The organism is Scytonema hankhaensis NUACC26, from assembly GCF_045865695.1.
Lineage (GTDB): Bacteria > Cyanobacteriota > Cyanobacteriia > Cyanobacteriales > Nostocaceae > Scytonema.
In genome coordinates this window covers 1-24,121 of the sequence record NZ_BAACAP010000196.1, presented here as the reverse complement: position 1 = coordinate 24,121, position 24,121 = coordinate 1, and the positions used below count along the sequence as shown (strand labels likewise).

Annotated in this window: 20 protein-coding genes and 4 pseudogenes; 14 read left to right on the top strand and 10 right to left on the bottom strand. The window is 43.2% G+C overall.

Annotated features, from left to right (window positions below; genetic code table 11):
* Positions 1 to 10: 10 nt before the first annotated feature.
* Together ACKTT2_RS21495 and ACKTT2_RS21490 are read right to left on the bottom strand one after the other, a co-directional pair.
* The gene (locus tag ACKTT2_RS21495) at positions 11 to 352 is read right to left on the bottom strand and encodes a 4Fe-4S binding protein (RefSeq protein ID WP_407890475.1); all 342 of its coding nucleotides are present in this window, start codon (positions 350 to 352) and stop codon (positions 11 to 13) included.
* 4 nt (positions 353 to 356) lie between these two features.
* Positions 357 to 2,084, bottom strand: coding sequence for an FAD-dependent oxidoreductase (locus ACKTT2_RS21490; RefSeq protein ID WP_407890474.1), 1,728 nt, complete (start codon positions 2,082 to 2,084; stop codon positions 357 to 359).
* Between the two features lie 239 nt (positions 2,085 to 2,323).
* On the opposite strand from ACKTT2_RS21490, the gene ACKTT2_RS21485 reads away from it, so the two are divergent.
* From ACKTT2_RS21485 to ACKTT2_RS21475, 3 genes are all read left to right on the top strand, one after another.
* Positions 2,324 to 4,714 (top strand): arylsulfatase, encoded by a 2,391-nt coding sequence (locus tag ACKTT2_RS21485; protein ID WP_407890473.1) that lies wholly within the window; start codon positions 2,324 to 2,326, stop codon positions 4,712 to 4,714.
* Positions 4,715 to 5,178: 464 nt separating this feature from the next.
* Positions 5,179 to 6,054, top strand: coding sequence for a bile acid:sodium symporter family protein (locus ACKTT2_RS21480; protein WP_407890472.1), 876 nt, complete (start codon positions 5,179 to 5,181; stop codon positions 6,052 to 6,054).
* A gap of 219 nt (positions 6,055 to 6,273) precedes the next feature.
* Positions 6,274 to 6,492: a cytidine/deoxycytidylate deaminase family protein gene (locus ACKTT2_RS21475; RefSeq protein WP_407890471.1), complete on the top strand. Its 219-nt coding sequence runs from the start codon at positions 6,274 to 6,276 to the stop codon at positions 6,490 to 6,492.
* Positions 6,493 to 6,618: 126 nt separating this feature from the next.
* Here the strand turns inward: ACKTT2_RS21475 and ACKTT2_RS21470 are convergent, their stop codons facing one another.
* Positions 6,619 to 6,837, bottom strand: a complete 219-nt coding sequence (locus ACKTT2_RS21470; protein ID WP_407890470.1) for a hypothetical protein — start codon at positions 6,835 to 6,837, stop codon at positions 6,619 to 6,621.
* A gap of 74 nt (positions 6,838 to 6,911) precedes the next feature.
* Between ACKTT2_RS21470 and ACKTT2_RS52360 the strand changes: the two are divergent.
* Positions 6,912 to 7,783, top strand: a pseudogene (locus tag ACKTT2_RS52360) (ISL3 family transposase); the annotation flags it as partial.
* A 153-nt stretch (positions 7,784 to 7,936) separates the two neighbouring features.
* Here ACKTT2_RS52360 and ACKTT2_RS21450 read toward each other — a convergent pair.
* Positions 7,937 to 8,926: pseudogene (locus tag ACKTT2_RS21450) on the bottom strand (group II intron reverse transcriptase); the annotation flags it as partial.
* A gap of 210 nt (positions 8,927 to 9,136) precedes the next feature.
* Here ACKTT2_RS21450 and ACKTT2_RS21445 point away from each other — a divergent pair.
* The 4 genes and pseudogenes from ACKTT2_RS21445 (at position 9,137) to ACKTT2_RS21430 (ending at position 10,761) form a co-directional block, all read left to right on the top strand.
* A complete protein-coding gene (locus ACKTT2_RS21445) occupies positions 9,137 to 9,298 on the top strand; it encodes a ribbon-helix-helix domain-containing protein (protein ID WP_407890467.1) in 162 nt (53 codons plus the stop codon).
* A pseudogene (locus ACKTT2_RS21440) lies at positions 9,295 to 9,663 on the top strand (hypothetical protein); the annotation flags it as partial. The gene ACKTT2_RS21445 and the pseudogene ACKTT2_RS21440, both read left to right, overlap by 4 nt.
* A 208-nt stretch (positions 9,664 to 9,871) precedes the next feature.
* Positions 9,872 to 10,222, top strand: a complete 351-nt coding sequence (locus tag ACKTT2_RS21435) for a DUF4365 domain-containing protein (RefSeq protein WP_407890518.1) — start codon at positions 9,872 to 9,874, stop codon at positions 10,220 to 10,222.
* On the top strand, positions 10,219 to 10,761 hold the full coding sequence (locus ACKTT2_RS21430) for a hypothetical protein (RefSeq protein ID WP_407890466.1): 543 nt from the start codon (positions 10,219 to 10,221) through the stop codon (positions 10,759 to 10,761). Before ACKTT2_RS21435 ends, ACKTT2_RS21430 begins: the two co-directional genes overlap by 4 nt.
* Here the strand turns inward: ACKTT2_RS21430 and ACKTT2_RS21425 are convergent.
* Complete coding sequence (locus ACKTT2_RS21425; protein ID WP_407890465.1) at positions 10,724 to 10,963, bottom strand: hypothetical protein; 240 nt, start codon at positions 10,961 to 10,963, stop codon at positions 10,724 to 10,726. The genes ACKTT2_RS21430 and ACKTT2_RS21425 overlap by 38 nt on opposite strands.
* A gap of 254 nt (positions 10,964 to 11,217) precedes the next feature.
* Here ACKTT2_RS21425 and ACKTT2_RS21420 point away from each other — a divergent pair, with 254 nt between their 5' ends.
* On the top strand, positions 11,218 to 12,645 hold the full coding sequence (locus ACKTT2_RS21420) for an MFS transporter (RefSeq protein WP_407890464.1): 1,428 nt from the start codon (positions 11,218 to 11,220) through the stop codon (positions 12,643 to 12,645).
* Between the two features lie 154 nt (positions 12,646 to 12,799).
* Complete coding sequence (locus tag ACKTT2_RS21415; RefSeq protein WP_407890463.1) at positions 12,800 to 13,192, top strand: carboxymuconolactone decarboxylase family protein; 393 nt, start codon at positions 12,800 to 12,802, stop codon at positions 13,190 to 13,192.
* Between the two features lie 50 nt (positions 13,193 to 13,242).
* On the opposite strand, the gene ACKTT2_RS21410 is transcribed toward ACKTT2_RS21415, so the two are convergent.
* Positions 13,243 to 14,481 carry an acyl-CoA dehydrogenase family protein gene (locus ACKTT2_RS21410; protein WP_407890462.1) on the bottom strand — a complete coding sequence of 413 codons (1,239 nt, stop codon included), beginning with the start codon at positions 14,479 to 14,481 and terminating at the stop codon, positions 13,243 to 13,245.
* Positions 14,482 to 14,717: 236 nt separating this feature from the next.
* Here ACKTT2_RS21410 and ACKTT2_RS21405 point away from each other — a divergent pair, with 236 nt between their 5' ends.
* The 3 genes from ACKTT2_RS21405 to ACKTT2_RS21395 all read left to right on the top strand — a co-directional run bounded on the left by ACKTT2_RS21405 (position 14,718) and on the right by ACKTT2_RS21395 (position 19,139).
* Positions 14,718 to 15,767, top strand: coding sequence for an LLM class flavin-dependent oxidoreductase (locus ACKTT2_RS21405; RefSeq protein ID WP_407890461.1), 1,050 nt, complete (start codon positions 14,718 to 14,720; stop codon positions 15,765 to 15,767).
* Between the two features lie 399 nt (positions 15,768 to 16,166).
* Positions 16,167 to 17,531: an LLM class flavin-dependent oxidoreductase gene (locus ACKTT2_RS21400; protein WP_407890460.1), complete on the top strand. Its 1,365-nt coding sequence runs from the start codon at positions 16,167 to 16,169 to the stop codon at positions 17,529 to 17,531.
* A 69-nt stretch (positions 17,532 to 17,600) separates the two neighbouring features.
* On the top strand, positions 17,601 to 19,139 hold the full coding sequence (locus ACKTT2_RS21395; RefSeq protein ID WP_407890459.1) for an amidohydrolase family protein: 1,539 nt from the start codon (positions 17,601 to 17,603) through the stop codon (positions 19,137 to 19,139).
* A gap of 178 nt (positions 19,140 to 19,317) precedes the next feature.
* Here the strand turns inward: ACKTT2_RS21395 and ACKTT2_RS21390 are convergent, their stop codons facing one another.
* From ACKTT2_RS21390 to ACKTT2_RS21375, 4 genes and pseudogenes are all read right to left on the bottom strand, one after another.
* Positions 19,318 to 20,091: an MFS transporter gene (locus ACKTT2_RS21390; RefSeq protein ID WP_407890517.1), complete on the bottom strand. Its 774-nt coding sequence runs from the start codon at positions 20,089 to 20,091 to the stop codon at positions 19,318 to 19,320.
* A 9-nt stretch (positions 20,092 to 20,100) separates the two neighbouring features.
* Positions 20,101 to 20,508 carry a hypothetical protein gene (locus ACKTT2_RS21385; protein WP_407890458.1) on the bottom strand — a complete coding sequence of 136 codons (408 nt, stop codon included), beginning with the start codon at positions 20,506 to 20,508 and terminating at the stop codon, positions 20,101 to 20,103.
* A gap of 106 nt (positions 20,509 to 20,614) precedes the next feature.
* Positions 20,615 to 21,766: pseudogene (locus tag ACKTT2_RS21380) on the bottom strand (NADH:flavin oxidoreductase/NADH oxidase).
* 417 nt (positions 21,767 to 22,183) lie between these two features.
* Complete coding sequence (locus ACKTT2_RS21375) at positions 22,184 to 23,110, bottom strand: GNAT family N-acetyltransferase (RefSeq protein WP_407890457.1); 927 nt, start codon at positions 23,108 to 23,110, stop codon at positions 22,184 to 22,186.
* A 209-nt stretch (positions 23,111 to 23,319) separates the two neighbouring features.
* Between ACKTT2_RS21375 and ACKTT2_RS21370 the strand changes: the two genes are divergently transcribed.
* The gene (locus tag ACKTT2_RS21370) at positions 23,320 to 24,072 is read left to right on the top strand and encodes an HAD-IC family P-type ATPase (RefSeq protein ID WP_407890456.1); all 753 of its coding nucleotides are present in this window, start codon (positions 23,320 to 23,322) and stop codon (positions 24,070 to 24,072) included.
* The last annotated feature ends 49 nt before the right edge of the window (positions 24,073 to 24,121 follow it).

Sequence of the window (24,121 nt, the reverse complement as noted above, 5' to 3'; positions counted from 1 at the left end):
AACACTCAAATCAACTTTGATATGGGCGTGGCAAATGGCGAAGTTTATGAGCTGTATCCAATTCACTATTATTTTTTCTGCCATATCCCCAACCCAAAATGCGACGATATTCTCCCATTATGCCACTTTCAATTAAATCATCTTCATTGACTGTAACATCAGTATGAGATTCAGGGGCAACATAAAGTGCATCAGCAGGACAATATGCTTCACAGACGAAACAAGTCTGACAGTCGTCTTTTCGAGCGATCGCAGGTGGTTGATTGGGTACAGAATCAAAAACATTGGTAGGACAAACTTGGACGCACAGATTGCAATTGATACACAGTTTATGGCTAACAAGCTCAATCATGATATTAGACATCTCCAGAAATTAATTGTGCATGACCTGAAAGTCTTGGTAGGGGCGCAATGCCTTGCGCCCCTACATCTTTTCCGGAGATGTCTATTGCTCCTGTTACAACTTTAACGTTTTGCGGCTTGTCACCAGACATCGCATCCTTTATCCAATCGCGTCTTACCCAAAGCTTATCTAAACCACCAGTCGCTTGATAATAACGTTGATTTGGATCGGTTTCGGGATAGTCCACCCGAATATGTTCGCTGCGCGTTTCCGTGCGATGTAAAGCGCTAAAATATGCCCATCGCGCTACAGCCGTGAGTGCAGCTGCTCGACGAGAAAATTCTACATCGCTTACTGTATCTTGTTTTGGGTTTGCTTGTACCTGCTGCCACAGGGTTTCTAAGGAGGCTAGGGAATCCAAAAGCCCTTGCTCGCAACGCCAATAATTCTTTTCCAACGGGAACATCTGGGCTTGTACGCCGCGCACAATCTCTTCGCTATCGAATGTTTCAACAGTGTTTGACTGAGAACGCAATCCAGCTTGACCAACAGGATACACAACTCGTTCGTGGGCGCTCGCGCCCAGACTTTTCGCAAAAGCAGCTGCTCCAACCCCTGCCCACTGTCCTGTGGAGATTGCCCAGGCGGCATTGGGACCACCACCTCCAGAAGCTAGACCAGATAAAAACTCCCGCGATGCAGCATCCCCAGCAGCGTAAAGTCCAGGAACTTTTGTGGCACAACTATCATTCACAATCCGAATTCCACCCGTACCACGAACTGTACCTTCTAAAACCAGTGTTACAGGTACTCGTTCCGTGTAAGGATCGATCCCAGCTTTTTTATACGGTAAAAAAGCTATGAAATGAGACCTTTCAATAACTGCTTTAACTTCAGGTGTAGCTCGATCCAAACGAGCATAAACGGAGCCTTTTAGAAGGGCATTGGGGAGGAAGGAAGGATCGCGACGACCATTGATATAACCACCAAGATCGTTGCCTGCTTCATCAGTGTAACTAGCCCAGCCAAAAGGAACTCCCCTTGTCACGGTGGCATTGAAAGCAGTTGAGATGGCATAGTGATTGGATGCTTCCATACTGGAAAGTTCGCCACCAGCTTCTACTGCCATCAGCAGTCCATCACCTGTATTGGTATTGCACCCCAATGCTTTACTTAAGAATGCACAGCCACCATTTGCCATAACTACAGCACTAGCGCGAACGGTATAGGTACAATGTTTTTGCCGTTGCACGCCTCTTGCTCCAGCCACTGAGCCGTCGTCAGCTAATAAAAGCTCTAGAGCAGGGCTTTGGTCGAGAATCTGAACGCCCAAACGCAAGAGGGTTTTGCGAAGTACCCGCATATATTCAAGACCATAATAACTCTGGCGCACGGATTCTCCATTTTCTTTGGGGAAACGATAGCCCCAATCTTCCACGAGTGGCAAACTGAGCCAAGTTTTTTCGATAACACGCTCGAGCCAACGTAAGTTAGCTAGGTTTTTGCCTAAGCAATAACGCTCCGATAAAACTTTGTCCCAATTCTCAGGAGTTGGAGCCATGATACCATTACCACTAGCAGCAGCAGCACCGCTCGTACCTAGAAAACCTTTATCAACAACAATGACTTTGACTCCTTGGGATGCGGCTGCCCATGCTGCCCAGGCAGCAGCAGGACCACCACCAATGACTAGCACGTCAGCATTTAGTTGTAGTTCATTTTCGCTATGGACTCTTAACAATTCCTTGTCCTCCTTATTTGGCAGCTTTGTTGGGTTTCGTTCCTCAACCCAACCTACACAATACATTTGGCGATTTAAGATTTACTTTATAAATGACTTCTTAGCAATTCCTAATTATTAGCTGTAACAGATATGATACTCTAATTATTAGCTTTTCAAACAATTAAAGCTCTGTTTCCTTCTTCCTGTTCCCTTGTAGAAAAGTAGAAGCTCGAAACTTTAAGTAATAGGTTATTGTTATGTTACGTTTAATTTTACGGGCGATCGCCCTTGGCGCAAGCCGTACCCGGCTTATCGCTTTGCTTGCTACAAGTATCGCCGTATCTGTTGTCATTAGCTTAGTCACGCTCATTAGCCCTGCCCTAGCAGATACAGCCAAGGTATTGCCTATTCCCCAACCGTTCTTTCAAGGTAAAATCGGCAGCACTTATGCCGAGTCAAAACCAGATTTTCCCGCTCCAATCGCTGCTCCAGAAAAAGCCCCGAATGTGCTGTTAGTACTGCTAGATGATGTGGGCTTTGGGCAAGCAAGTACCTTTGGTGGACTTGTAGAAACCCCAAATCTGACTCGTCTAGCAGAAAAAGGATTGCGTTACAACCAATTCCATACCACAGCCCTTTGTTCGCCTACACGAGCAGCTTTGTTAACTGGACGAAACCATCACTCGGTGAGTACAGGAGTTGTTGAGGAATTAGCAACAGGCTTTCCCGGTTACACAACTATCTTACCTAAGAGTGCTGCCACAGTAGCAGAAATATTACGGCAAAATGGTTATAATACTGCTGCTTTTGGTAAATGGCACAACACGCCTGATTATGAAACTAGCGCTGCTGGTCCTTTCGATCGCTGGCCAACAAGGTTGGGATTCGAGTATTTTTACGGTTTTTTAGGTGGTGATACTAATCAATGGAGTCCGGCTTTAGTAGAAAATACTAAGCGAGTTGCACCACCAATTAATAACCCCGATTACCATTTGACTCCAGATTTAGTAGATCGTGCGCTCGCCTGGATTCGTTCTCAACAATCCATAGCTCCTGACAAGCCAATATTCACCTATTTAGCGACTGGTGCTACCCATGCGCCTCACCATGCGCCCAAAGCTTGGATAGACAAGTATAAAGGTAAATTTGATGAAGGCTGGGATCGCTTGCGAGAACAAACCTTTGTCCGTCAAAAACAACTGGGTGTAATTCCCGCTAATGCACTGCTTACACCTCGTCCTAAAGAACTACCAGCTTGGGATTCCTTATCCAAAGATGAACAAAGAATTTATGCCCATGAAATGGAAGTCTTTGCAGGCTTTTTAGCACAGACTGACTATGAAGTTGGCAGATTAATTAATGCGATCGACCAAATTGGTGAATTGGATAACACCATTATTTTCTATATTGTTGGCGATAATGGCGCTAGTGCAGAAGGCGGTTTAGCAGGTAGTATCAATGAATTAAGAGTTTTCAATAAAGTACCCGAAAGTCGAGAGCAACTGCTGGCTTCATTGAATGATTTGGGCAGTTCCAAAACCTTTAATCACTATCATGCAGCTTGGGCATGGGCAGGCGCTACCCCTTTTCAATGGACAAAACAAATCGCCTCTCACTTTGGCGGTACTCGTAATCCCTTGATTGTAGCTTGGGGCGATCGCATTAAAGATCGCGGTGGAATCCGAAGTCAATTCCATCATGTCATTGATATTACCCCCACTATCTTAGAGGTTGCGGGAATAACTGTACCGACTGAAGTTAACGGAGTAAAGCAACAGAAACTAGAAGGGACTAGCCTAGTCTACACCTTTGATAATCCTGATGCACCTTCCCATCGTAAAACTCAGTATTTCGAGATGTTTGGCAACCGCGCTATTTATGATGAGGGATGGATAGCCGCCGCTCGTCATCCTCGATTACCTTGGCAAGGTACAATTAATGCTGACTTCCAACAAGACCCTTGGGAACTTTACAATATTGAGGAAGATTTTAGTGAAGCCAATAACCTAGCGGCTGAAAATCCTAAGAAACTAGCAAAACTGCAAGAATTGTTTTTATCACAAGCTCGTCAATATCAAGTTTTCCCATTAGACGATCGCATTTCTGAACGGTTTGATGTCACTAGCCGTCCTTCTCCAGCCGCCGGACGGAAAACTTTTACTTACTATCCTGGTGTAGCACCCATTCCAGAAGGTAGCGCACCAAGTTTGAAAAATAGATCCTTTAGTATCACGGCTGATGTAGAAATTCCAGAAAGAGGTGCAGAAGGTGTGCTATTGACTCAAGGGGGACGTTTTGCTGGTTGGAGCTTTTTCTTGGAAAATAGCAAACCAACATATCTCTACAACTTCGTTAATGCAGAACGTTACATAATTCAATCTCCTGAAAAATTACCTCCAGGTAAATCAACAATCAGATTTGATTTTAACTACGATGGCTGTAAAGTTGGTGCAGGAGGAATTGGGAAGTTATTTATCAGCGCTCGACAAGTAGCTGAAGGTCGAATTAAACAAACTGTACCCTATCGATTGGCATTAGATGAAACCTTTGATGTTGGTCGAGATACAGGTACTCCTGCAAGTGAAACTTATCAAGTCCCGTTTACATTCACAGGTAATTTACAGAAAGTTACGCTGAATTTGAATTAAATAATATGGAGGTAATACCAATTTAATATGAAGCTGCATATTATTTTTACCCCTCCTAACCTCCCCGATGTATTGGGGAGGAAAATAAATTTCCTGTTTCCCCCCTTTATAAGGGGGGATTAAGGGGGGTAAGGAGAGATGCCACAGAAAATACGTAGGTTGGGTTGAGGAACGAAACCGAATGGGACTAAGATAAGCTCAAACAATTCTCCGGTAATGCTTCTGGAGTCTTTGGGATATAAAGCTTGTTTCTGAGGTTGGAAAACAAAATAGTATTTCCGCGTTTAAACAGGTTTCCATATCCCTGGGCAATTGCTCAAACCATCGTGGTCTCATTGGTTGGTGAAGATTTAAAATTCATAAAAGCTTGAATTCATAAGCTTTTCAGAAAATTTGAGACCCTTATCTTAGTGCCATTCGGAACGAAACCCAACATATACAGACTTAGCATCAAACAAAAATTTATGAACGAAATTATCCCAATACTTGACAAAATAGCCTTTTTAGCATTTGTCGTAGCCACTATGTTTGGAACAGGTTTAAAGTTAACTGTACAGCAAATCTGGCAACCTCTTTGTAATGTACGTTTGGTGATTTTCTCTTTGCTAACAAACTTTGTCTTAGTGCCACTTTTTGTGTATTTACTGCTGCAAGTCATACCTCTCACAGAACCCGTAAAAGATGGTTTAATTGTCATGGCATTAGCCTCTGGTCCTCCTGCTTTACCTAAACTTGCCCAAATAGTGAAGGGAAATTTAGCTTTTTCTACAGGACTGATGATGTTGTTAATGTTCGGTACAGTCTTTTATATGCCGCTCGTACTACCATTAGTTTTACAAGGCGTACAAGTCAACTCTTGGGATATTGCCAAACCCTTAATATTTATGATGTTAATACCTTTAGGAATTGGGTTATTAATTAAGGCAAAATATGAAGCGTTCGCTATCAATATTCTACCAATTGCTTTCAAAATATCTAGTTTTGGTTTGATTTTAGGTTTAGCTATAAGGCTGATAGTACATTTCAACGAGATTATTATTTTATTAAAAACTGGTGTCATCTTTGTTTGTGCCATTTTTATTGTATTCTCCTTTACTGTGGGTTATCTTTTAGGTGGTCCTGGCATTGATACCCAGAGAGTCTTAGGAGTAGGAACTGCTCAACGCAATTTTGCCGCCGCATTGTTAATAGGTACGAGTAATTTCGACGAGCCAAATGTGGTGAGCATCATTATGGTAACGAGTTTATTAATGATGGTAATAGTAATGATTTTAGGGCAAAAGTTACCAGAACTCGACCAAGTACAGACACAAGAAGTCGAACAGGTGGAAATTTCGTAAAGGAAATCAAAAATGTTCCTGCGATCGTATCCTGCCATAGAGTGTAACGTGAGTAGCGCTATTATTAGATATACGTAGATACACGTTGATGAAAGTCTTGAATATCTTCAACTTGATATGTCAATAAGCTCAGACCCAACGAATCTGGTTGAGAAAATTGCCGTCGATCTGGTGTAGAGTCAAGAAAAGTGTAAATTTGCAAGATACCAGCAATATCTTTTGGTAAAGAAAACGCAGACAGATAAAATTCCTGTCCTTTTGCAAATGTACGTTACTTTTGAACCTTGTTCTTTTGAGGGACGCACACTCTCCTGTGCTTTGGCAATCTCTCAAGAGCCGCGCATTCAGGAAATATATATCTCAATAGTCGATCGAGATCCTCGCAATAACGGTAATGGATTAGATATTCTTAAGCAAGCAGGCAAAACAGAGTGCTGACCCGCACTTGATGAGGAAGTAAGCCCGTCAAAATGAGCGAACGGCTTGAAGTGCTTCTAGCAACGCGGATGGCAGTTTGTCAGTTAAGGCAATTAGAGCTTTGACGCAATACTGTTTATTTGCAAACTAACAAGCAGCTTGGAGTGCTTCGGGCATTAATGCGGATGGCAGCTTGTCAGCTAAGGCAGTTAGGGCTTTGGCGCGATAAAATTCATCTGCAATGAAGCGAGCGGCTTGAAGTGCTTCTGGCAACTTGTCAGCTAAGGCAGTTAGGGCTTTAGCACGATAAAATTCATCTGCAATGGAGCGAGCGGCTTGAAGTGCTTCTGGCAACGCTTCTGGCAACTTGTCAGCGGCTCTTGCGTACTTAACGTGCTAAAATATTAGAATATTCATTCAGCGTTTAAGTAAAATTAATTATGAAAAGAGTCCTTACTCAACTATTAAATTTGTCCGCTCTAGTGGTAGAATCAAGTCTACAAGAGGGTTCGATCTTATTTTTATCAGTAAGTAAAAAGACGAAAATCGCCATATGTCCGCAGTGCGGTAAGAAGTCAGAACATTTACACCAAAATCAAAATTCCTTAGGAAAAGATTTACCGATGGGGGATAAAGAAGTAATATTAAATGTAAATAGACGAAGATTTAAATGTAAAACGTGCCGAAAAACGTTTAACGAAAAGCTTGATTTTGTAGGAGCGAGAAAGACATATACGCATCGATATGCGGAAAATATTGTTAAACAACTTATTAGTAGTAATGTAAGTAATGTGGCGGAAAATAATGGATTAACCGATGAAGAGTCAAGGTGAATGCTTGAAGATGTAGCTAAAAATATATGACCAATAAATCTAAACAATTTGACTTATGTTAGGAATCGATGAAATAAGTTTAGTAAAAGGGCAAGGAAAATTTATTGTTGTACTTGTAGATATAGATTCAGGGAGATTAATAGGTTTAGTAAAAGAAAGAAAACAAATGAAAATAGAAAATGTTATGAAAAAGTGGGGAGAAAAAGTTTTAGAACGAATAGAAGAAGAAAGGTCTGGATCTGACTGGAAATTATAAAAGTTTAATCAATAAGATTTGCCCAAACGCTGTCATTACGGTCGATAGGTTCCATGTTACCAAAATAATACATGAAGAATTAAACCAAGCTAGAATAACAGAAAAGAAAACAGCATTAGAGTTAAACGTTGAGGATAGGGAAAAAATTTTTGATAGCTTAAAAGGTAATAAATTTACAATTTTAAAAGCAGAAGATAAGTTGACCTCGGATCTAGCTCTTAAAAATGAGGGCAATGCCCAAGCCGCTTGATTGCTCTAGGGGTATTAGGTGATATCCCACAATGGCATTGGGTAGAGTCGATGGGCGGTATTATCCGCCGCACCTCTCTGTTAAATCTGGGCGTGCGAGTTTTCCCGCACCCAGCTTCCGATGTTCTTAGCTACTGCTTTTGCCCATGTGTAGGTAATCATGACAGCTTTCATGGATTGCTATCAGATTTTGTTTTTTCCAGTTGGCGTGATTTCCGTCCACATGATGGAGATGCACTCGCTCATCTGTCAGAAACTTCAACCCACAAGCACCACACGTATGGTTTTGCCGTTTTAAAGCAAAAGAGGTTTCGCCGTCGTAGAGCTTGCTGTTTCGCTCACTCCAGTAGGCGACATCGCCATCAAAGGGGGATTTGGTTCCTTTGACGTTGATGTGTTTGTTTTCGGAGTAAGGAACCGAAGGAAACGCTCTGTTTAGTAATTTCTTACTAGAGTAGCGGGTTTGCTTGGCTTCCTTGTTGAATACCTTGTACGCAATGCGCTGGATGTGGTACAGCGAAAACCTGGAACCGTCCATCTTGCAGTAGCGGTGGTAGTTTCTCCAACCTCTCACTATTGGCGCTAGCTTCTCAGCTTTTGCCTGAGCACCATAATTCGAGTTGTTGACGACGGCTTTTAGTTTCTGACGGAACTTTTTGAAATTGTCCGTTGATGGGACGCATCGAAATTTTCCGTTGGCTTGCACCTTGAAGTGCCAACCGAGGAAGTCAAAGCCATCTGTCGTAGCGGTTAGCTTAGTCTTCTTTTGGCTGATGTTCATTCCTCTGTCGGCGAGGAACTGGTTGATTGTATCAAGTATCTGTTGCGCGTTGTCTTTAGGTTTGAGTATAATCACCATGTCGTCTGCATAACGCACGGACTGGTGAATATGCTCTATGCCATTGAGCGCAATATTCGCTAATAGGGGACTCGCCACGCCCCCCTGGGGGGTTCCTTGTTCTGGGAATTCTGGATTGACTCCAGCTTTGAGGCATCGGAAGATTCCTTGCCTGATGCTACGAGTAGCAATGAGTTTATCCATAATTGCCGAGTGGCTTATCCTATCGAAGCACTTTTCAATGTCCAACTCGATAACTCGCTTGGTTATTCCATTGGCGATCGCAACTGATGAAAGTGCTATCGCTTTGCTTTTCTGATGATGCGCGTGATTAAGTCAAAATCTACTCATTTTGATTGTGACACATTTTCAAAAATTTCCCCAGAATCAAGTCTATGAGCTAGCTCCATGACTTGTGTGGCAAGAACTTTTGGTATACGAATCGGAAAAGTGGTATTTAATAGCTACATAAAACATATTTTGTATGTCATGGCTACAAAAAAACCACGGTTGACAATTTACTTGGCATCACAGGAGATATTAGACAAACTGCAAACGATCGCCGATGAACAGCAACGCTCAGTTAGCAATCTTGTTTCTGTGGCGCTAGCTGAACGGATAGCAGAATATGAAAGGGGTAAAAACAAATGACTAACGCAGGACAACCACCAACCACTGACGAACGACTCAGCCGCTTAGAAACTCTGTTTGCCAACGTAGGCGAAAAAGTTGTAGAACATGATGCCACTATTGATGTACTGGTAGCAAACATTCAGCAACTTACTGAGAGAGTAGATACACTAACGGTTAACGTTAATACTGTTGCAACACGAGTAGATTCCTTAGCCGAGCAAGCAGCCCAAGACCGCCTTGCTTTTCGCGAACGAACGGATCGCCTAGCAGCCGAAGCAGCCCAAGACAGGCAGCAAGCAGCAATTGACCGCCAAGAATTTCGCAACGAGATTCGGCAGATTTGGCAGTACTTGCGCGATCGCAACGGTGGCAGCAAGCAGCCCGCCTCAGTAAGACGCCACCGAATCCATACCCGCACCCGCTTGAGGGGCTTCCCTCATGAGCCGCGATCGTGTATAGTCGATAGTTGCCGAAGCCAAAAGTCGTCCCCGCGTCCCACAGTCTCCGTGTCTCTTCTTTGAATGGTTGCGTATTATCGATCGTCAAACGTTCTGATGATACTAAACGCTTTTTAGAGGTGGGACAGGGAAAATCCTTTCTCCTAGACTAGAAGTACAATTAAAATGTACAGCCAAAGATCTCAGCAATGAAAACTATATTAAATATCCCCTTAACCTGAAAAATTATAATGAATTAAAAATCAACGCCCTAGTCCCTCGGATTTTAGTAGTCGTTTTAGTTCCAGATAAAATAATCGACTGGTTAAAACAAACCGAAGACGAGCTGTGTCTTAGATATTGTGCTTACTGGGTATCCTTACGCGGAGCACCTGACACCGAAAATACAACCAATGTTACTATTGAAATACCCCGTAGTAATCAGTTGACACCAGATGCACTTCAAGCCATCATTCAACGCATTAGTTTTGGAGGGTTGCCATGAAAGTTTCCATTAAAGATAGTCAAATACTCAAAACTGTTAACCCTGATGTGCTCCAGGCACATTTACTAGCTACTGGTTGGCATGAAACCGGGCGGATTTATAATGATACTGGGGCAATTTGGCGACTTAAAAAGGATGCCGCTCCTGAATATGAAATCTTGCTACCTCTCCAATATAGCTTAGGAGATTATGCCGAAAGAATCAGCGATATATTAAACACATTAGAAGTGGTAGAAAATCGTGACCAAGTTGAGATCTTAAGCGAATTTCTTACCAATTATCCCAACTTCACCTTTCTAGGTATAGTCGTGCAAATCGCTACTCCACCAATCGATCAACTGAGTGGAGAAATTACTTTACTCTGTTCAATTTTCGAGAAATTACAAGAAGTCAAAACCGAACTAGCAAACAATGATTATATCTTAGCTATTAAAGCCTATCAGGAACGTTTACCAATTCGCTGCACAGGTGATTTAGTAAAAGTGAACAATCATTTTCTCCTCAAAAATCCTCAAAACTTTCAAATTGACAATCTCTAATCAGGAATAATTGCGGAACGATGTTGTATGGCAGGTAGTCTTTGTCTGTGGCGATCGCACAAGTTGGATCTGCCTCAACTGCCTTCAGGATAACTTGGGAATTGTTTCCAACACTGAGCAACTGCTCAAAAAAGCCATTGATGGCATTTACCGCCTCTAATGAGTCAGTGGTGATTTCTAGTTCTTGAGAATCTGTTAACATCGTTTTTTCTGCACGATTCCACGGTTATTACTACTGGGTTCTCGATCCCTGAGTTGAAATTTACTTATAATTTATCAAATTACCGTAGTTTGTATTAATTTAGATATTAATTTCGCACAGCCAGCTGTGAAAAGCAAGCAATTGTACATAAGTCTACATAGAATTTCTGACTTTCCTAAAGTTAATATTATGCTAATCTAATATTACGCAAACAAATTATTTACAATTATAAATTATACAGGGGAGGCTAGACATTGTCACAATTGCAAGCACAACCTCTGACTTTGTCAAACTCTCAAAAAGTTTGGGTGTTAGTTGGTGTCGGACTTGGGGTGTTCATGTCAACTCTTGATGTGGGCATCGTCAATGTCGCTCTGCCTTCATTAGTTCAAACCTTTCACACTGACTTCCCTACAACCCAGTGGGCTGTGTTGAGTTACCAGTTAGTTAGTTCTGGTTTAGTCTTGGGGGCGACTCGATTAGGAGATATGTGGGGTAAAAAGTATCTTTACCTGGGGGGACTCATTATCTTTACCTTGAGTTCTTTGTTATGTGGTATGGCACCTGGGATTGGATGGCTGATCGGCTTTCGAGCATTACAAGGGTTAGGTGGTGTCTTCATTTCAGGGCTAGGTTTGGCGATCGTCACAGAAATCTTTCCTTCTTCAGAACGAGGTCGGGCTGTTGGTATCATCGGTAGTGTAGTATCATTAGGAATCGCTTCAGGTCCTTCTGCTGGAGGATTGTTACTAGATTGGTTCGGCTGGCGGACTATATTCTTAATCAATATACCTTTAGGGATTGTCACTAGTTTTCTCATAGCCCGAGTAGTCCCACCTTCTGGACGCATCGCTGGAAAACAAAAATTTGACTATTTTGGAGCTATGTTGGCTGTGTTGACTTTGGGCAATTTTGGGCTAGGCATGACCTTTGGGCAAAGTCAAGGTTTCAGTAGCGTTAACGCACTGGTGTTACTGTCCCTTGCTGTCCTAAGTTTTCTGAGTTTTTTAGTAGTTGAGTCTATTTTAGAACAGCCATTGTTAGAACTGAACTTGTTTCGTAATCTCCATTTGAGTATGGGTTTGTTCACTGGTTGGTTAGCATTCACTGTCATTGGTGGAGCACTACTCATTACTCCATTCTTTTTAGAGCGGGTTAAGGAATATCCAACGGCAAAAGTCGGACTATTACTAGCGGTGTCGCCTGTACTGAGTGGGTTAATTGCCCCACTAGCTGGTCTACTTTCAGATCGGTTTGGCTCTCGGTTAATTAGCTCGATTGGGTTAGCGTTGATGATTGGTGGCTGTCTGGGGATCAGCACCTTTGATGCTCAACTGACTGAGTTGGGTTATGTACAGCGTTATTTCATTTACGGGATTGGACTGGGTTTATTCCAATCACCGAATAATAGTGCTGTTATGGGAGCAGCGTCTCGGGAGCGTCTCGGTATTGCTTCTGGGCTATTATCTTTGTCGCGAACCTCAGGGAATACCGTAGGAGTTTCTCTAATTGGGGCAGTCTTTGGAGGGTTAATCGCCAGTGTAGCCGCAGGTGCAGATGTATCGGTTGCCCCTCCTGTTGCGATCGTTACTGGGTTTCAAGGAACCTTTCGCTTCGCAGCCCTGATACTATGTATTGCTGCTATTGCATCTGTTTCAAGGTTTGAGAAGCGGAAACATTAACATCTTAAAGATAAGGCTGTAAACATTTTCCAGCAAGGGAAACACTGATGGCACAAGTTTCAACCTATACAAAATTGTGTTGTAAAAATCCTTGGTTACACAACATTGTAAAATGTCTCTGAATTCCTTTTCAGACAAATCCTTAAATCAAAACATGACCAATCTGATAGAATACGAAGACAGTAGCGATGAAGTGCGTGCGATCTATGATGATATCCGTGCCACGCGCTCCTCTGACTATATCAATAACTTTTGGAAAGCCTTAGCTAATCATCCCCCCACCCTAAGGCGAACTTGGGAAACCCTGAAGGAAGTCATGGCGGGTTCTGGAGAAATAGATCCATTGGTGAGGGAGTTAATTTATATTGCGGTGAGCGTAACGAATGGTTGTGAATACTGCATTGCCTCACACACGGCTGCGGCACGTGTTAAAGGAATGAGTGATGATGTGTTCGCTGAATTGATGGCGATCGTTGCTACCGCAAACATGACCAATCGTCTCGCCAACGGCTATCAAATTCCAGTTGACGATAAATTCAAGACATAGCAATTTTTCTGTCTCATCAAACTTCGATATGGTTTCGGTTCTCAACAAAATTAGAAGAACCCTCGTTGTGGCAATGGTGTACCGTTAATTTCGTAGTCGCCGATCGCACGAGCCTTAAAGTGATTTGGGTTGTGTGAGGACAAGGTGCGGGCGTTGCGCCAGTGACGATCCAAGTTAGCGCTTTTCTTGGTTGTGGAAGCCCCACCAACTTCAAACAACAAGGTAGCCGAACGTAATGCCAAATCATCAACAATCAATTTAGCCTTAGCTGCACTCAGAGAAGTTGCCAGTGCCGCAGCTGTTTCTGCCTCCTCTCCCTGGGCTTTGGCAGCAGGAAGGCGATCGAGACCATCAGCTGCTGCTAAAACAATTGCTTCGGCAGCAAAAGCATTGGCGGCAATCTGTCCAACAGTCTGCTGTATAATAGGATCTTCTGTTGCTTGCTCGCTTACAGCATGGTAGAAAGTTCGGGGTCTAGTACGGACGAGGGCTGTTGCATCACGCAGAATGTTGCGAATAATGCCAGCGTTAATTGCTGTCAGGAATAATTGCGGAACGATGTTGTATGGTAGGTAGTCTTTGTCTGTGTCTGTCTCAAAAATGACTTCATCTGCCTCTACACGGACATTAGTGAATGTAGTCGTTCCTGTGCCTGTAAGTCTTTGTCCGAAGCCATCCCAGTCATCCACAAGGTCAATTCCCTCTTGTTTGGTAGAAATGAGTATAAAAGCTGTAGCGCCATCGGGTACTAACACGCGCACAAAAATTAAGTCCGCATAAAGGCTACCAGTGCTGTAATATTTCGTCCCATTCAAACGATAGCCGTTACCATCGGGTGTTAATTTTGTATTCACGACTTGACCGCCACCAGCCCGCTTGACTTCTAGCTCGGTGAAAGCGAGTCCAATAATTGCACCATCAGCAACAGCCTTGAGCCATCGGCGATTCCTTTGGGTGCGATCGGAACGCAAAATCCGCTCTGTTATAGAGAAATGATTCCGCACAATGTGAGCGACATTTGGGTCAGTATCCCCCAGTCTAATCACGACCTCAAATAGTTCCCGTGCGGTGCTACCACCACCACCTTCAGCTACGGGAATTCGCAATGCACCCAACCGAGAACGCCGGATTAATTCAACCACATCAAAAGGCAGGATACGATCGCGCTCGCGCTCACTTGCCCCCAAAGCAATAAAATCAAAAAGCTGCTGGAGTTCCGGCGAGTTTGCTCTCACAGGAGCCGAAAACTGAATTGTGGTATCTGCAAGTTTCTCTGGACTTTTAATCATGAGTTTCTATCTCCAAATATCCTATGAAAAATCTCAAATCCCATAGCGTGGTTTAGACATAGCTGTCCAGAACCTTTGTAGTCGGCACTAAAACTTTACTTTTGTAGCTACAGTATAGTACGATAAATCGATAAAATTATAGTAGTATTTTGTGAGATTATCGTATATGAGGAGAAAAAACAAGGGGATATCTAAATTCTGTATCTATTCAGTTCCTACTTAATTAGGAGATAAAAATGTCACAACCACGCTACGGTATTTGGTTGCCTGTGGGCGGTAACTTTGGCCCTCTCAATACGCCAGATGAACCGATTGATGCTAGTTATGAACGCACGCTAGTATTAGAAGCAGAACGTTTAGGATATGTCACAACCTTAGTAGCACAGCACCTTGCCAACCCCCGCAGTCTAGAGTTAGACCAGTTAGAAACTTGGACAGCTTGTGCAGCGTTGGCTGAAGCTACAGAAAGTATAGAGATTATCGCTGCAATTAAACCTTTATTATTTCATCCAGCCGTTCTAGCCAAGATGTCTTTAGGAATTGATGCTATCAGTCGCGGGCGTTTTGCCATAAACCTCATCAGTGCTTGGTTTCGCCCAGAAATGGAGCGTATTAATATCCCCTTCCCACCTCACGATGAACGTTATCGCTACTCTGGTGAATGGTTGCAGGTTGTTAGAGCTTTGTGGAGTGGTGAGAAGGTAAACTTCGAGGGTGAATATTTCAAAATCCAAGATTTGAGTCTTCGACCCTTTTGTGTTGCTCAACCCTATCCTCGTATTTATCTAGGAGGAGCGTCAGACCCAGCTCAGATTTTAGCAACTCAACAAGCCGATGTTTATTTCATCAATGGTCAGCCAATTGAAGATGTTCGCAAAGTAATTAAACAAGTTTTAAGCCGACCCCGCAACTACCATAAACCAATCCGCTTTGGTCTGTCAGCCTTTGTCATTGCCCGTCCCACAGACGAAGAAGCACAAGCAGAACTAGAACGACTCATGGCACTGCAAAAGCTCGAAGAACAATATAAATTAAATGTTGCTAAAGGAGTTGACTCAGAAGCCGTCATGTTCCAACTCTTCGCCAAAAATCCGGCTGTTGGCGGCAATGGTGGCACAGCCGCAGGATTGGTTGGCAGCTATGATACAGTAGCCGCTCGCGTTGCAGCTTTCGTTGATGTAGGTATCAATACTTTCATGCTGCAATTTAATCCCTTTGTACCAGAGATGACACGTTTTGCCCAAGAAGTTATGCCTCGTGTACGACACTTGCAAAAAGTTGTTTAGTTGTTGACAGAATACGTTGCCCTTCTGGAATTAACTCAAGCTTTCTTAATATTAGTTATTTTGCAATACTTAATGTTTGATTGACTAAATATTAGTATATAATAATTTCGTGATGAACAGTACAGATTTTTTTGTATCTATATGTGTAAGCTGTATCTGCTGAGTAAGATTACTCAATAAATTTGTGGTAACTCGATCGCCAAGCAACAACATTCCTAGTTCTGCTGTGGTATTAACGTTAACATGAGTACCTCAAAGCTTTATGGGAAACAATTTTATCGCTCAGCCATCTCAGAATTTTTGGACGTATGTCAGAAAGCAAGACTGCTGTCGTCTTCTTAACTGATATTAGATGAAAAGGCTCTAAATAAACGCAAATCAGTAAAAAGAAAAAAGCTTATGAGCCAAATACGCAAGTTTCGTTTAGGTGCATTTATTCAAGCCACCGGACATCACGTCTCTGCTTGGCGACACCCCGATTCACAAGCAGATGCTGGTCTGAATTTCGAGCATTACAAGGAAATTACCCAGACTGCCGAACGCGGCTTGTTTGATGCAGTTTTCCTAGCAGATAGCCCAGGAATCTGGGGCGATGCTCCGGAAACTCAGCATCGCAACGGTAAAATCGTCCATTTCGAGCCGGTCACCCTCTTCTCAGCTTTGTCCTTGGTGACTCAAAACATCGGCTTCATCTCGACCGCCTCGACTACCTATGAAGAACCCTACACCCTGGCACGTAAATTTGCCTCCCTGGACTATTTGAGTAAGGGTCGAGCGGGGTGGAATGTAGTCACCACAGGCAATGAGAATGCTGCACGTAATTTCGGACTCGAGCATCACCCGGAACACAGCCAGCGTTATGAACGCGCTGAAGAGTTTGTGGAAGTGGTGAAAGGTCTGTGGGATAGTTGGGAAGACGATGCCTTCATCCGCAACAAAGAATCTGGTGTTTATTTCGATCAGAACAAACTGCATACACTCAACCACAAAGGCAAATATTTTTCTGTAAAAGGTCCTTTGAACGTCGGTCGTCCGCCCCAAGGCTACCCGGTGATCGTTCAAGCTGGAGCCTCGGAATCCGGACGCGATTTGGCTGCACGCACTGCGGAAGTGATCTTTACCGCCAATCAAACCCTAGCCGATGCCCAAGAATTTTATGCTGATGTGAAAGGTAGACTGGGGAAATATGGACGCTCCCCAGACGATCTAAAAATCATGCCTGGTGCTTTCCCGATCGTTGGACGTACCGAAGAAGAAGCTCAGGAGAAGTACGAATTCCTGCAATCGTTGATCCATCCCGATGTAGCCTGGGGTATTTTAAAGAACTATTACAAAAACGTCGATCTGTCGAAATATTCCCTAGATGATGTAGCTCCTGAACTGCCTAGCGACACCAACACCAACAAGAGTCGCCTCAAACTAGTCAGAGATTTGGCTACTCGTGGCACTCTGACACTGCGCCAGTTGTATCTCTCTCTTGCTACCGCACGAGGTCATCGCACCATACTTGGTACTCCGGAAACCATTGCCGATCAACTAGAGGAATGGTTCAACAACGGTGCGGCAGATGGCTTTAATATCATGCCGCCAATCCTGCCCACAGGATTAGATGACTTCGTTACCCTAGTCGTTCCTGTCCTACAGAAACGCGGACTGTTCCGTGTTGAATACGAGGGTAGTACCTTGCGTGAAAACTTGGGACTGCGCCGTCCCGGCAATCGTTTTACCACCAAACAAGTGGATAAGACATTGGTGTTGACGTAAGTAAATTACCTACTCTTGCCTGACAGGTGAGTGTTAGCAAAAACCTATAATTTTTTGAAGGAAAAAAACATGAGTGACTACAGCCGATTGAAAACCTCGCGCTCTGCCGCCGTCAAAGCAACCCTTGATTATCCGGTCATCGACACTGACGTTCACACCAATGATTTTACCCCAGCTCTTGAGGATTACATCGCTAATTACGGCGGCGCAAAACTCGTGGATGAATTACGCAAGGCGGAATCCTCCCGTCTCAACTCAAAGAGCGGTGGTAAAGATTGGTATCAACAAACTCCAGAAGAACGTCATTACAACCGCACAATTCGATCGCCTTGGTGGGCAAGAGTCACTCGCAACACGTTAGATCTCGCCACTTACACCCTCCCAGAACTGTTCTATGAGCGTCAGGCGGAGCAGGGATCGGACTATTCGGTGCTGTTTCCGAACAATGTCCTCGCACCTGCTGGAGCAAGTCAAGAGAACCGTCAGGCACTGCAACGTGCAGTCAATCATTATCATGCTGATATCTACCGTAAATATAGCGATCGCCTAACACCAGTGGCTGGCATCCCTACAACGACTCCGCAAGAAGCCATTGAGGAGCTAGAGTTTGCCGTAAAAACACTGGGATTGAAGGTAATTAATATCGTTGGTGGTGTGAAACGACCAATTAAGGCGATCGCTGAGAAGTATCCGGCAGATAAATTTCCGGAAATTGCCAAGTATGCAAGTTATATCGACTTTTACGGAATAGATAGTGAATACGACTACGATCCCTTCTGGGCTAAAGTCGTCGAACTGGGCGTACCCGTTACCACCCATTACGGTAGTCAAGGATGGACTGGACGCTCTTCCATCAGTAACTACATGAACAACCATATCGGTCACTTTGCTGACGGCTCGCAAGCATTTGCGAAAGCGCTATTCTTTGGCGGTGTGACCAAGCGTTTTCCACAGTTGCGCGTAGGTATGCTAGAAGGTGGTGCAGATTGGGGTGCTCACGTCTACATTCATTTAGTAGATCGCTTCTCCAAGCGCAATCTCAAGGCACTGCAAAACTACAACCCAGACTTGACAAATGCCTCGGAACTGTTCGATCTGTTTGAGCGCTACGGTGGCGAAATTACCCAAGGGTATTCCCTTAACAAAGAGGAATTGACCAAGAGTGTACTGGGTTCTTCCTTCACCCGTCATAGCCGACAGCCAATTGGTAGCGAATTGGAAGATTTTGCAGCGGCTGGAATTGAAACAATTGAGGATATCCGCGATCGCTGGGTAAACAATTTCTTCTTTGGTTCTGAGTCTGACGATCGCACTATAGCAGCAGCATTCAACGACAAAGCCAATCCGTTGGGTGTCAAGATCAACGCGATCTATTCCTCGGATGTTGGTCATTGGGATGTGCCGGATCTTACCGCTCCACTCGCCGAAAGCTGGGATCTCGTGAAAGAAGGCGTCCTGACCGAAGACGACTTCAAGTCCTATGTCTTCGCTAATCCCTACAAGTTTTATACCGAAGCCAACCCAGATTTCTTCAAGGGTACGGCAATTGAATCTAAGGTAGGTAACATCCAATCTAAACAAGTGGACAAGAACCTGGTGGTAGCGTAACTCAAATCTTGCACCAAACCGATAGCCCGCCTAGGCGGGCTATCGGTTTGGTTAAGGGATTTCCAAGAAATAAATTATCCATCTTGTGGGACGGGCGTCCTCGCCCGTCTTATGCTAGTTGCGGGCGGGACGCCCCGCACCACAAGAGAAAGTTGTATATTTTTTTATTTGGAAGTCCCTAATGCGTTTTGCTGATGGTTACACAAAGTTTGTTGTAAAAGATTAACAGGAAGGGTAAAATGCCCATCGGTAATAGCATCACGTAAAAGGCATTATGAATATTAAAATTCTTTGACAAAAAGCCGATAGTTGATACACCTAAAGCTATACCTAATTGTACAAAAATTACAATAATTCCACTCATGGCACTGTGACGAACTTTAGGTAGATAACTAAGCATAATTGAGCAAATAGTTGGATAAATAGAGCCGTAAAAAAAACCTATTATAGAAAAGATTGCAGCTAGCAATATTACATATTGTCTTGGATAACTTGTTAATGACAAAACAGCAAGTGTTAAGATAAAGGCAAAAGCCAAATTAGCAACCTGAATATAAAGCCAAGAAAATTTCTCCTGCAAATAGCCTAATAAAAAACGACCAAGAGCAATGGCTCCAGCGTGAATACTTAAAAAGACAACAGATTGTGACTCAGATAACTTAAAAACTTCCGTATTAAATGTCGGTAACCAAGTTTTGAAACCTAACTCTAGCATTCCATATAGTAAAACGCAAATAACCAAAACCCACAATAAGGGATAATTCAGTAGCATCAATATTTGTGATAAGCTAGGTTTTTCTGATTCTTTATTTACAGCTGTTTCATCTATATTAGTAATTAGTAGTAACAAAAATGCTAGCGTTGTCAATATAGAGATCGTCCAATAAGCATCATACCAATGATACCATTGAATCATCCATGAAAATAATAGTGATCCAACCAATCCTCCAATAATATAAGCTCACTCTACTCTATTCATTAAACCAGTATGCTTTTTCTGCTCGTCGGTAATTAAACCAATGGTTGAATAAACTGAAAGTTTTATGAATGTATGACTTAAACCTGTAAGAGCAAACAGGATGGGTACAGCCCAAAAATCTCTGACTGTTGCCATGAGTACACTAGCTGTGGTTAAACCTATTAAACCAAGTAGCATTGAATTCTTATAACCTAATTTCACAACATAGGAACTTCCTAAAGAGATGACTATGACGAAAATACTTTTGAAATTGATTAAATTTCCAGCTATAACTTCGTCAACACCATTGTTAACAACTAACTGAAGAATAACAATACTCAAACTACTTGTAAAAATAGAAAGTACGAAGTAGTTTAAGTATAATATTGTTTGAATTTTAAAAGTTGGCATCGACTCTGTCCTTGAAATTTTATGGAATCGCACCCTGTAGCAGACAAACGCAGATAAATCTGTACTTCATTCTAGTGAGAACCGCTGTATTAATGTTCGCGAGCGCTTATAACCAAGCGCGATCGTATTGTACGGGCCAAACTTTATCTTGTCCTAACTTTTTAGCAGCGTCGGATGCCCAGTAAGGATTGCGTAAAAACTCTCTCCCTATTAAAACAATATCAGCTTGACCCGTGCGGATAATATGGTCGGCTTGTTCTGCTGTTGTAATCAAACCTACAGCCCCAGTTAAGATATTTGCTTCATTGCGGATTCTGGAAGCAAATTGAGTTTGATAACCAAGTCCAAAGGGGATTTTTACGTTTGGTAAAGTACCGCCACTCGAGCAATCAATTAAGTCTACGCCTAGTGACTTGAGTTTGTCTGTAAGCGCGATACTTTGCTCGATCTCCCAACCATTCTCAGCCCAATCAGTTGCTGATATTCGTACCCACAAGGGGTAACCTTCTGGTATAACTGCTCGTATCGTTCGCGAAGCGCAAGCCGTACCCGGCTTATCGCACAATGTCTCTCAGAAGACGAGTCCGGTTTTCAAAACTACCTCCATAGTCATCGTCGCGGTGGTTACTCAGAGGTGAGAGGAACTGGTGTAAGAGGTAGCCGTGAGCAGCGTGAATTTCAATTACCTTGAACCCTGCTTCAACAGAACGTTTGGCGGCTTGTACGAAAGCTGTGGTAATTTCTTGAATACCAACAGTATCTAAAGCTTCAGGAACGGGATGATTTTCATTAAAAGCGTTCGCGAAGCGCAAGCTGTACCCAGCTTATCGCACTACTAGAAACCACAGGATGCCAACCACCATTTGATTCATCTAAAATTTTTCGCTCCAACCAAGGTGCTGCTGTGCTCGCTTTTCTCCCTGCGTGAGCGAGTTGAATGCCCGCGTTCGCGAAGCGCAAGCCGTACCCGGCTTATCGCACCCAAGTTATGAATTACTGTCACAATTTTAGCAAGCTCTTCAATATGTCCGTCAGACCAAATCCCTAAATCTTGTGGACTTATGCGTCCGCGTGGTTCCACTGCTGCTGCTTCTGTCAAGACTATACCCGCACCACCAACTGCACGACTTGCCTGATGAACCAAATGCCAATCATTAGCATAACCATCTGTACTGGAATATTGACACATCGGTGAGACAGCAATGCGATTGGGAAAAGTGACTGTACCAATAGTGAGTGGTTCAAATAAATGTGCCATCTTTATCTTTCCTAACTATTTGCCCACATTGTTCATTTCTTTGAGGATAACTCTTACTGCACTTGGTGGACATTGCCCGCTCTACGTATATTTCACAAATCAAATAGGATAATTATATTTAGTATATCTAATTATTAGTTATAAATATTTTTAGCTTTACATATATTTTGTTTGCAAAGAGGTTATCTTCTATCTATATCTTATGTAAAAATACTAAACTAATCACTCATTAATCGTTCGATGCAGTTTTCCTAGCAGATAGTCCAGGAGTCTGGGGCGATGCTCCGGAAACTCTTTTGCCACCAAACAAGTGGAGAAGACATTCGTGTTGGCGTAAGGTTTCATAGATAGCCCTTAATGTCTTTCCTTTGGTTTTGTTATAAGAAAACAATTTGAGAAACTTATGAGGGATACAAATTACAGAACGATCTCTGCTCTGACTACAGAAGCATCTTGGGCACGATAAATTTGAAAGCCAAGTTTTTCACACACCCTTTGCATTGCCCCGTTATCGCTCAGAATCTCCGCACAGATGCGCTCGAGGTGTTCGTCACGACCTACTTGCAGCAATTGTTGTAATAACTGAGTCCCTAATCCGCGACACTGAAAGCGATCGCTAACTAGCATGGCAAATTCAGCTGCGTTTGTGCCGTGCAATTTGCTCAATCGCCCGACTGCAAGAATTTCATGTTGTTCGGTTTGCGGATTTCTGTAGTCGGCTATCAGTGCCATCTCGCGATCGTAGTCGATGAAACATATACGAGTTAATCGTTCGTGGGCAACTCGTTGACTGAGTTTAATTAAGTGAAAGTAACGAAAATAGACGCTTTCCTCCGATAATGTCTGATGAAACTGAATCATCAGCGGTTCGTCTTCGGGACGGATGCCCAAGCAGTTAGGGCCAATTAAGCGTAGTTTGCTACGACGCAAATGCTGTAATAATTGCTGTTCTAATTCCGCCCCGCGATCGCCTGCTTCATTAAAGCCAGCCGAAATCACGATCGCCCCTTTTACTCCAGCATCTACACATTCGCCAATGACACTGGGAACTGTGGGTGCAGGTGTGATTACAATCGCTAAATCTACTGGTTCTGGCACAGCAGCAATATTAGGGTAAGCTTTAATACCAAGGACGCTGTGACGTTTCGGGTTAACTGGAAAAACCGTTCCCCCAAATGGATGGCTGATGAGATTCCAGAGGACGGTTCTACCCACACTACCTTCATGTTCGCTAGCACCAATCACGGCGATGCTTTGGGGAGCAAAGATTGCGTCTAAGGGTTGATGTTCGGAACGTAAAATATCGTAGGCGCGATCGCTTCCCAATTGCGTTGTCTTTTGCATAGTTAGCTCCTTAGCTCCAGCTTCAACTTATCGAAAGTATTTGAGGATTTTGTGAAGATTGCGAGTTAAAAATCATCTCACCCCGATTTGTACTTCACAAGTTCCTCAAAAATTTTTCCTAATTTGATACCAAGGAATTGAATTAGCGCAAGCATTTCAACACCGGAAACGATTGGTTTGACTAGCTTCGTAAACTAATGAATGCAGCCATGAACTCACATCATCCGATTTGGTCACTTACACCTGAAGAAGTCTACAACAACTTAACAACGACTCTCCAAGGGTTGAGTGAGGTTGAAGCTAATTTACGCATCAAACAATATGGTTACAACGAATTACCCAAACCGCAAACACGCCCTTTAATACTGCGCTTCATCGACCAATTAACTCATTTCATGGCATTTTTATTATGGGTGGCAGGAATTTTAGCTTTTATTTCCCAAAACCCTGAATTAGGTTGGGCAATCTGGGCGGTAATTTGGATTAATGCGATTTTCAGTTTTTGGCAGGAGTTTCAAGCAGAAAAAGCATTATCTGCATTAAAACAGGTATTACCTGCTCAAGTGAAAGTTTATCGTGATGGTGGGCTGTGTCTCATACCTGCACGGGAGTTAGTTCCAGGTGATGTGATTCAGTTAGAGGAGGGAGATAAAATCTCTGCCGATGCGCGACTGGTCGAAAGCCAGTCTTTTTATGTGGATGTTTCCGTTCTGACTGGGGAGTCGCTACCTGTTCAGCGATCGCCTGAACCCGTTGCTTCGGAAAATATACGTGCCTCGGATGCTGCTAACTTAGTATTTGCTGGTTCCACTGTTGCCGCCGGTCGGGGACTTGCAGTCGTTTATGCTACGGGCACGCATACGGAGTTTGGTCAAGTTGCACATCTGACAGCAAATGTTAAGCGCGAACCCAGTACCTTAGAAGTGCAAATATCGGCGTTGCATAATATAGGGAGGAATTGAGGTGTTATACTATGCATTGTCCACACTGTGAGTCTACTCAGATTAGAAA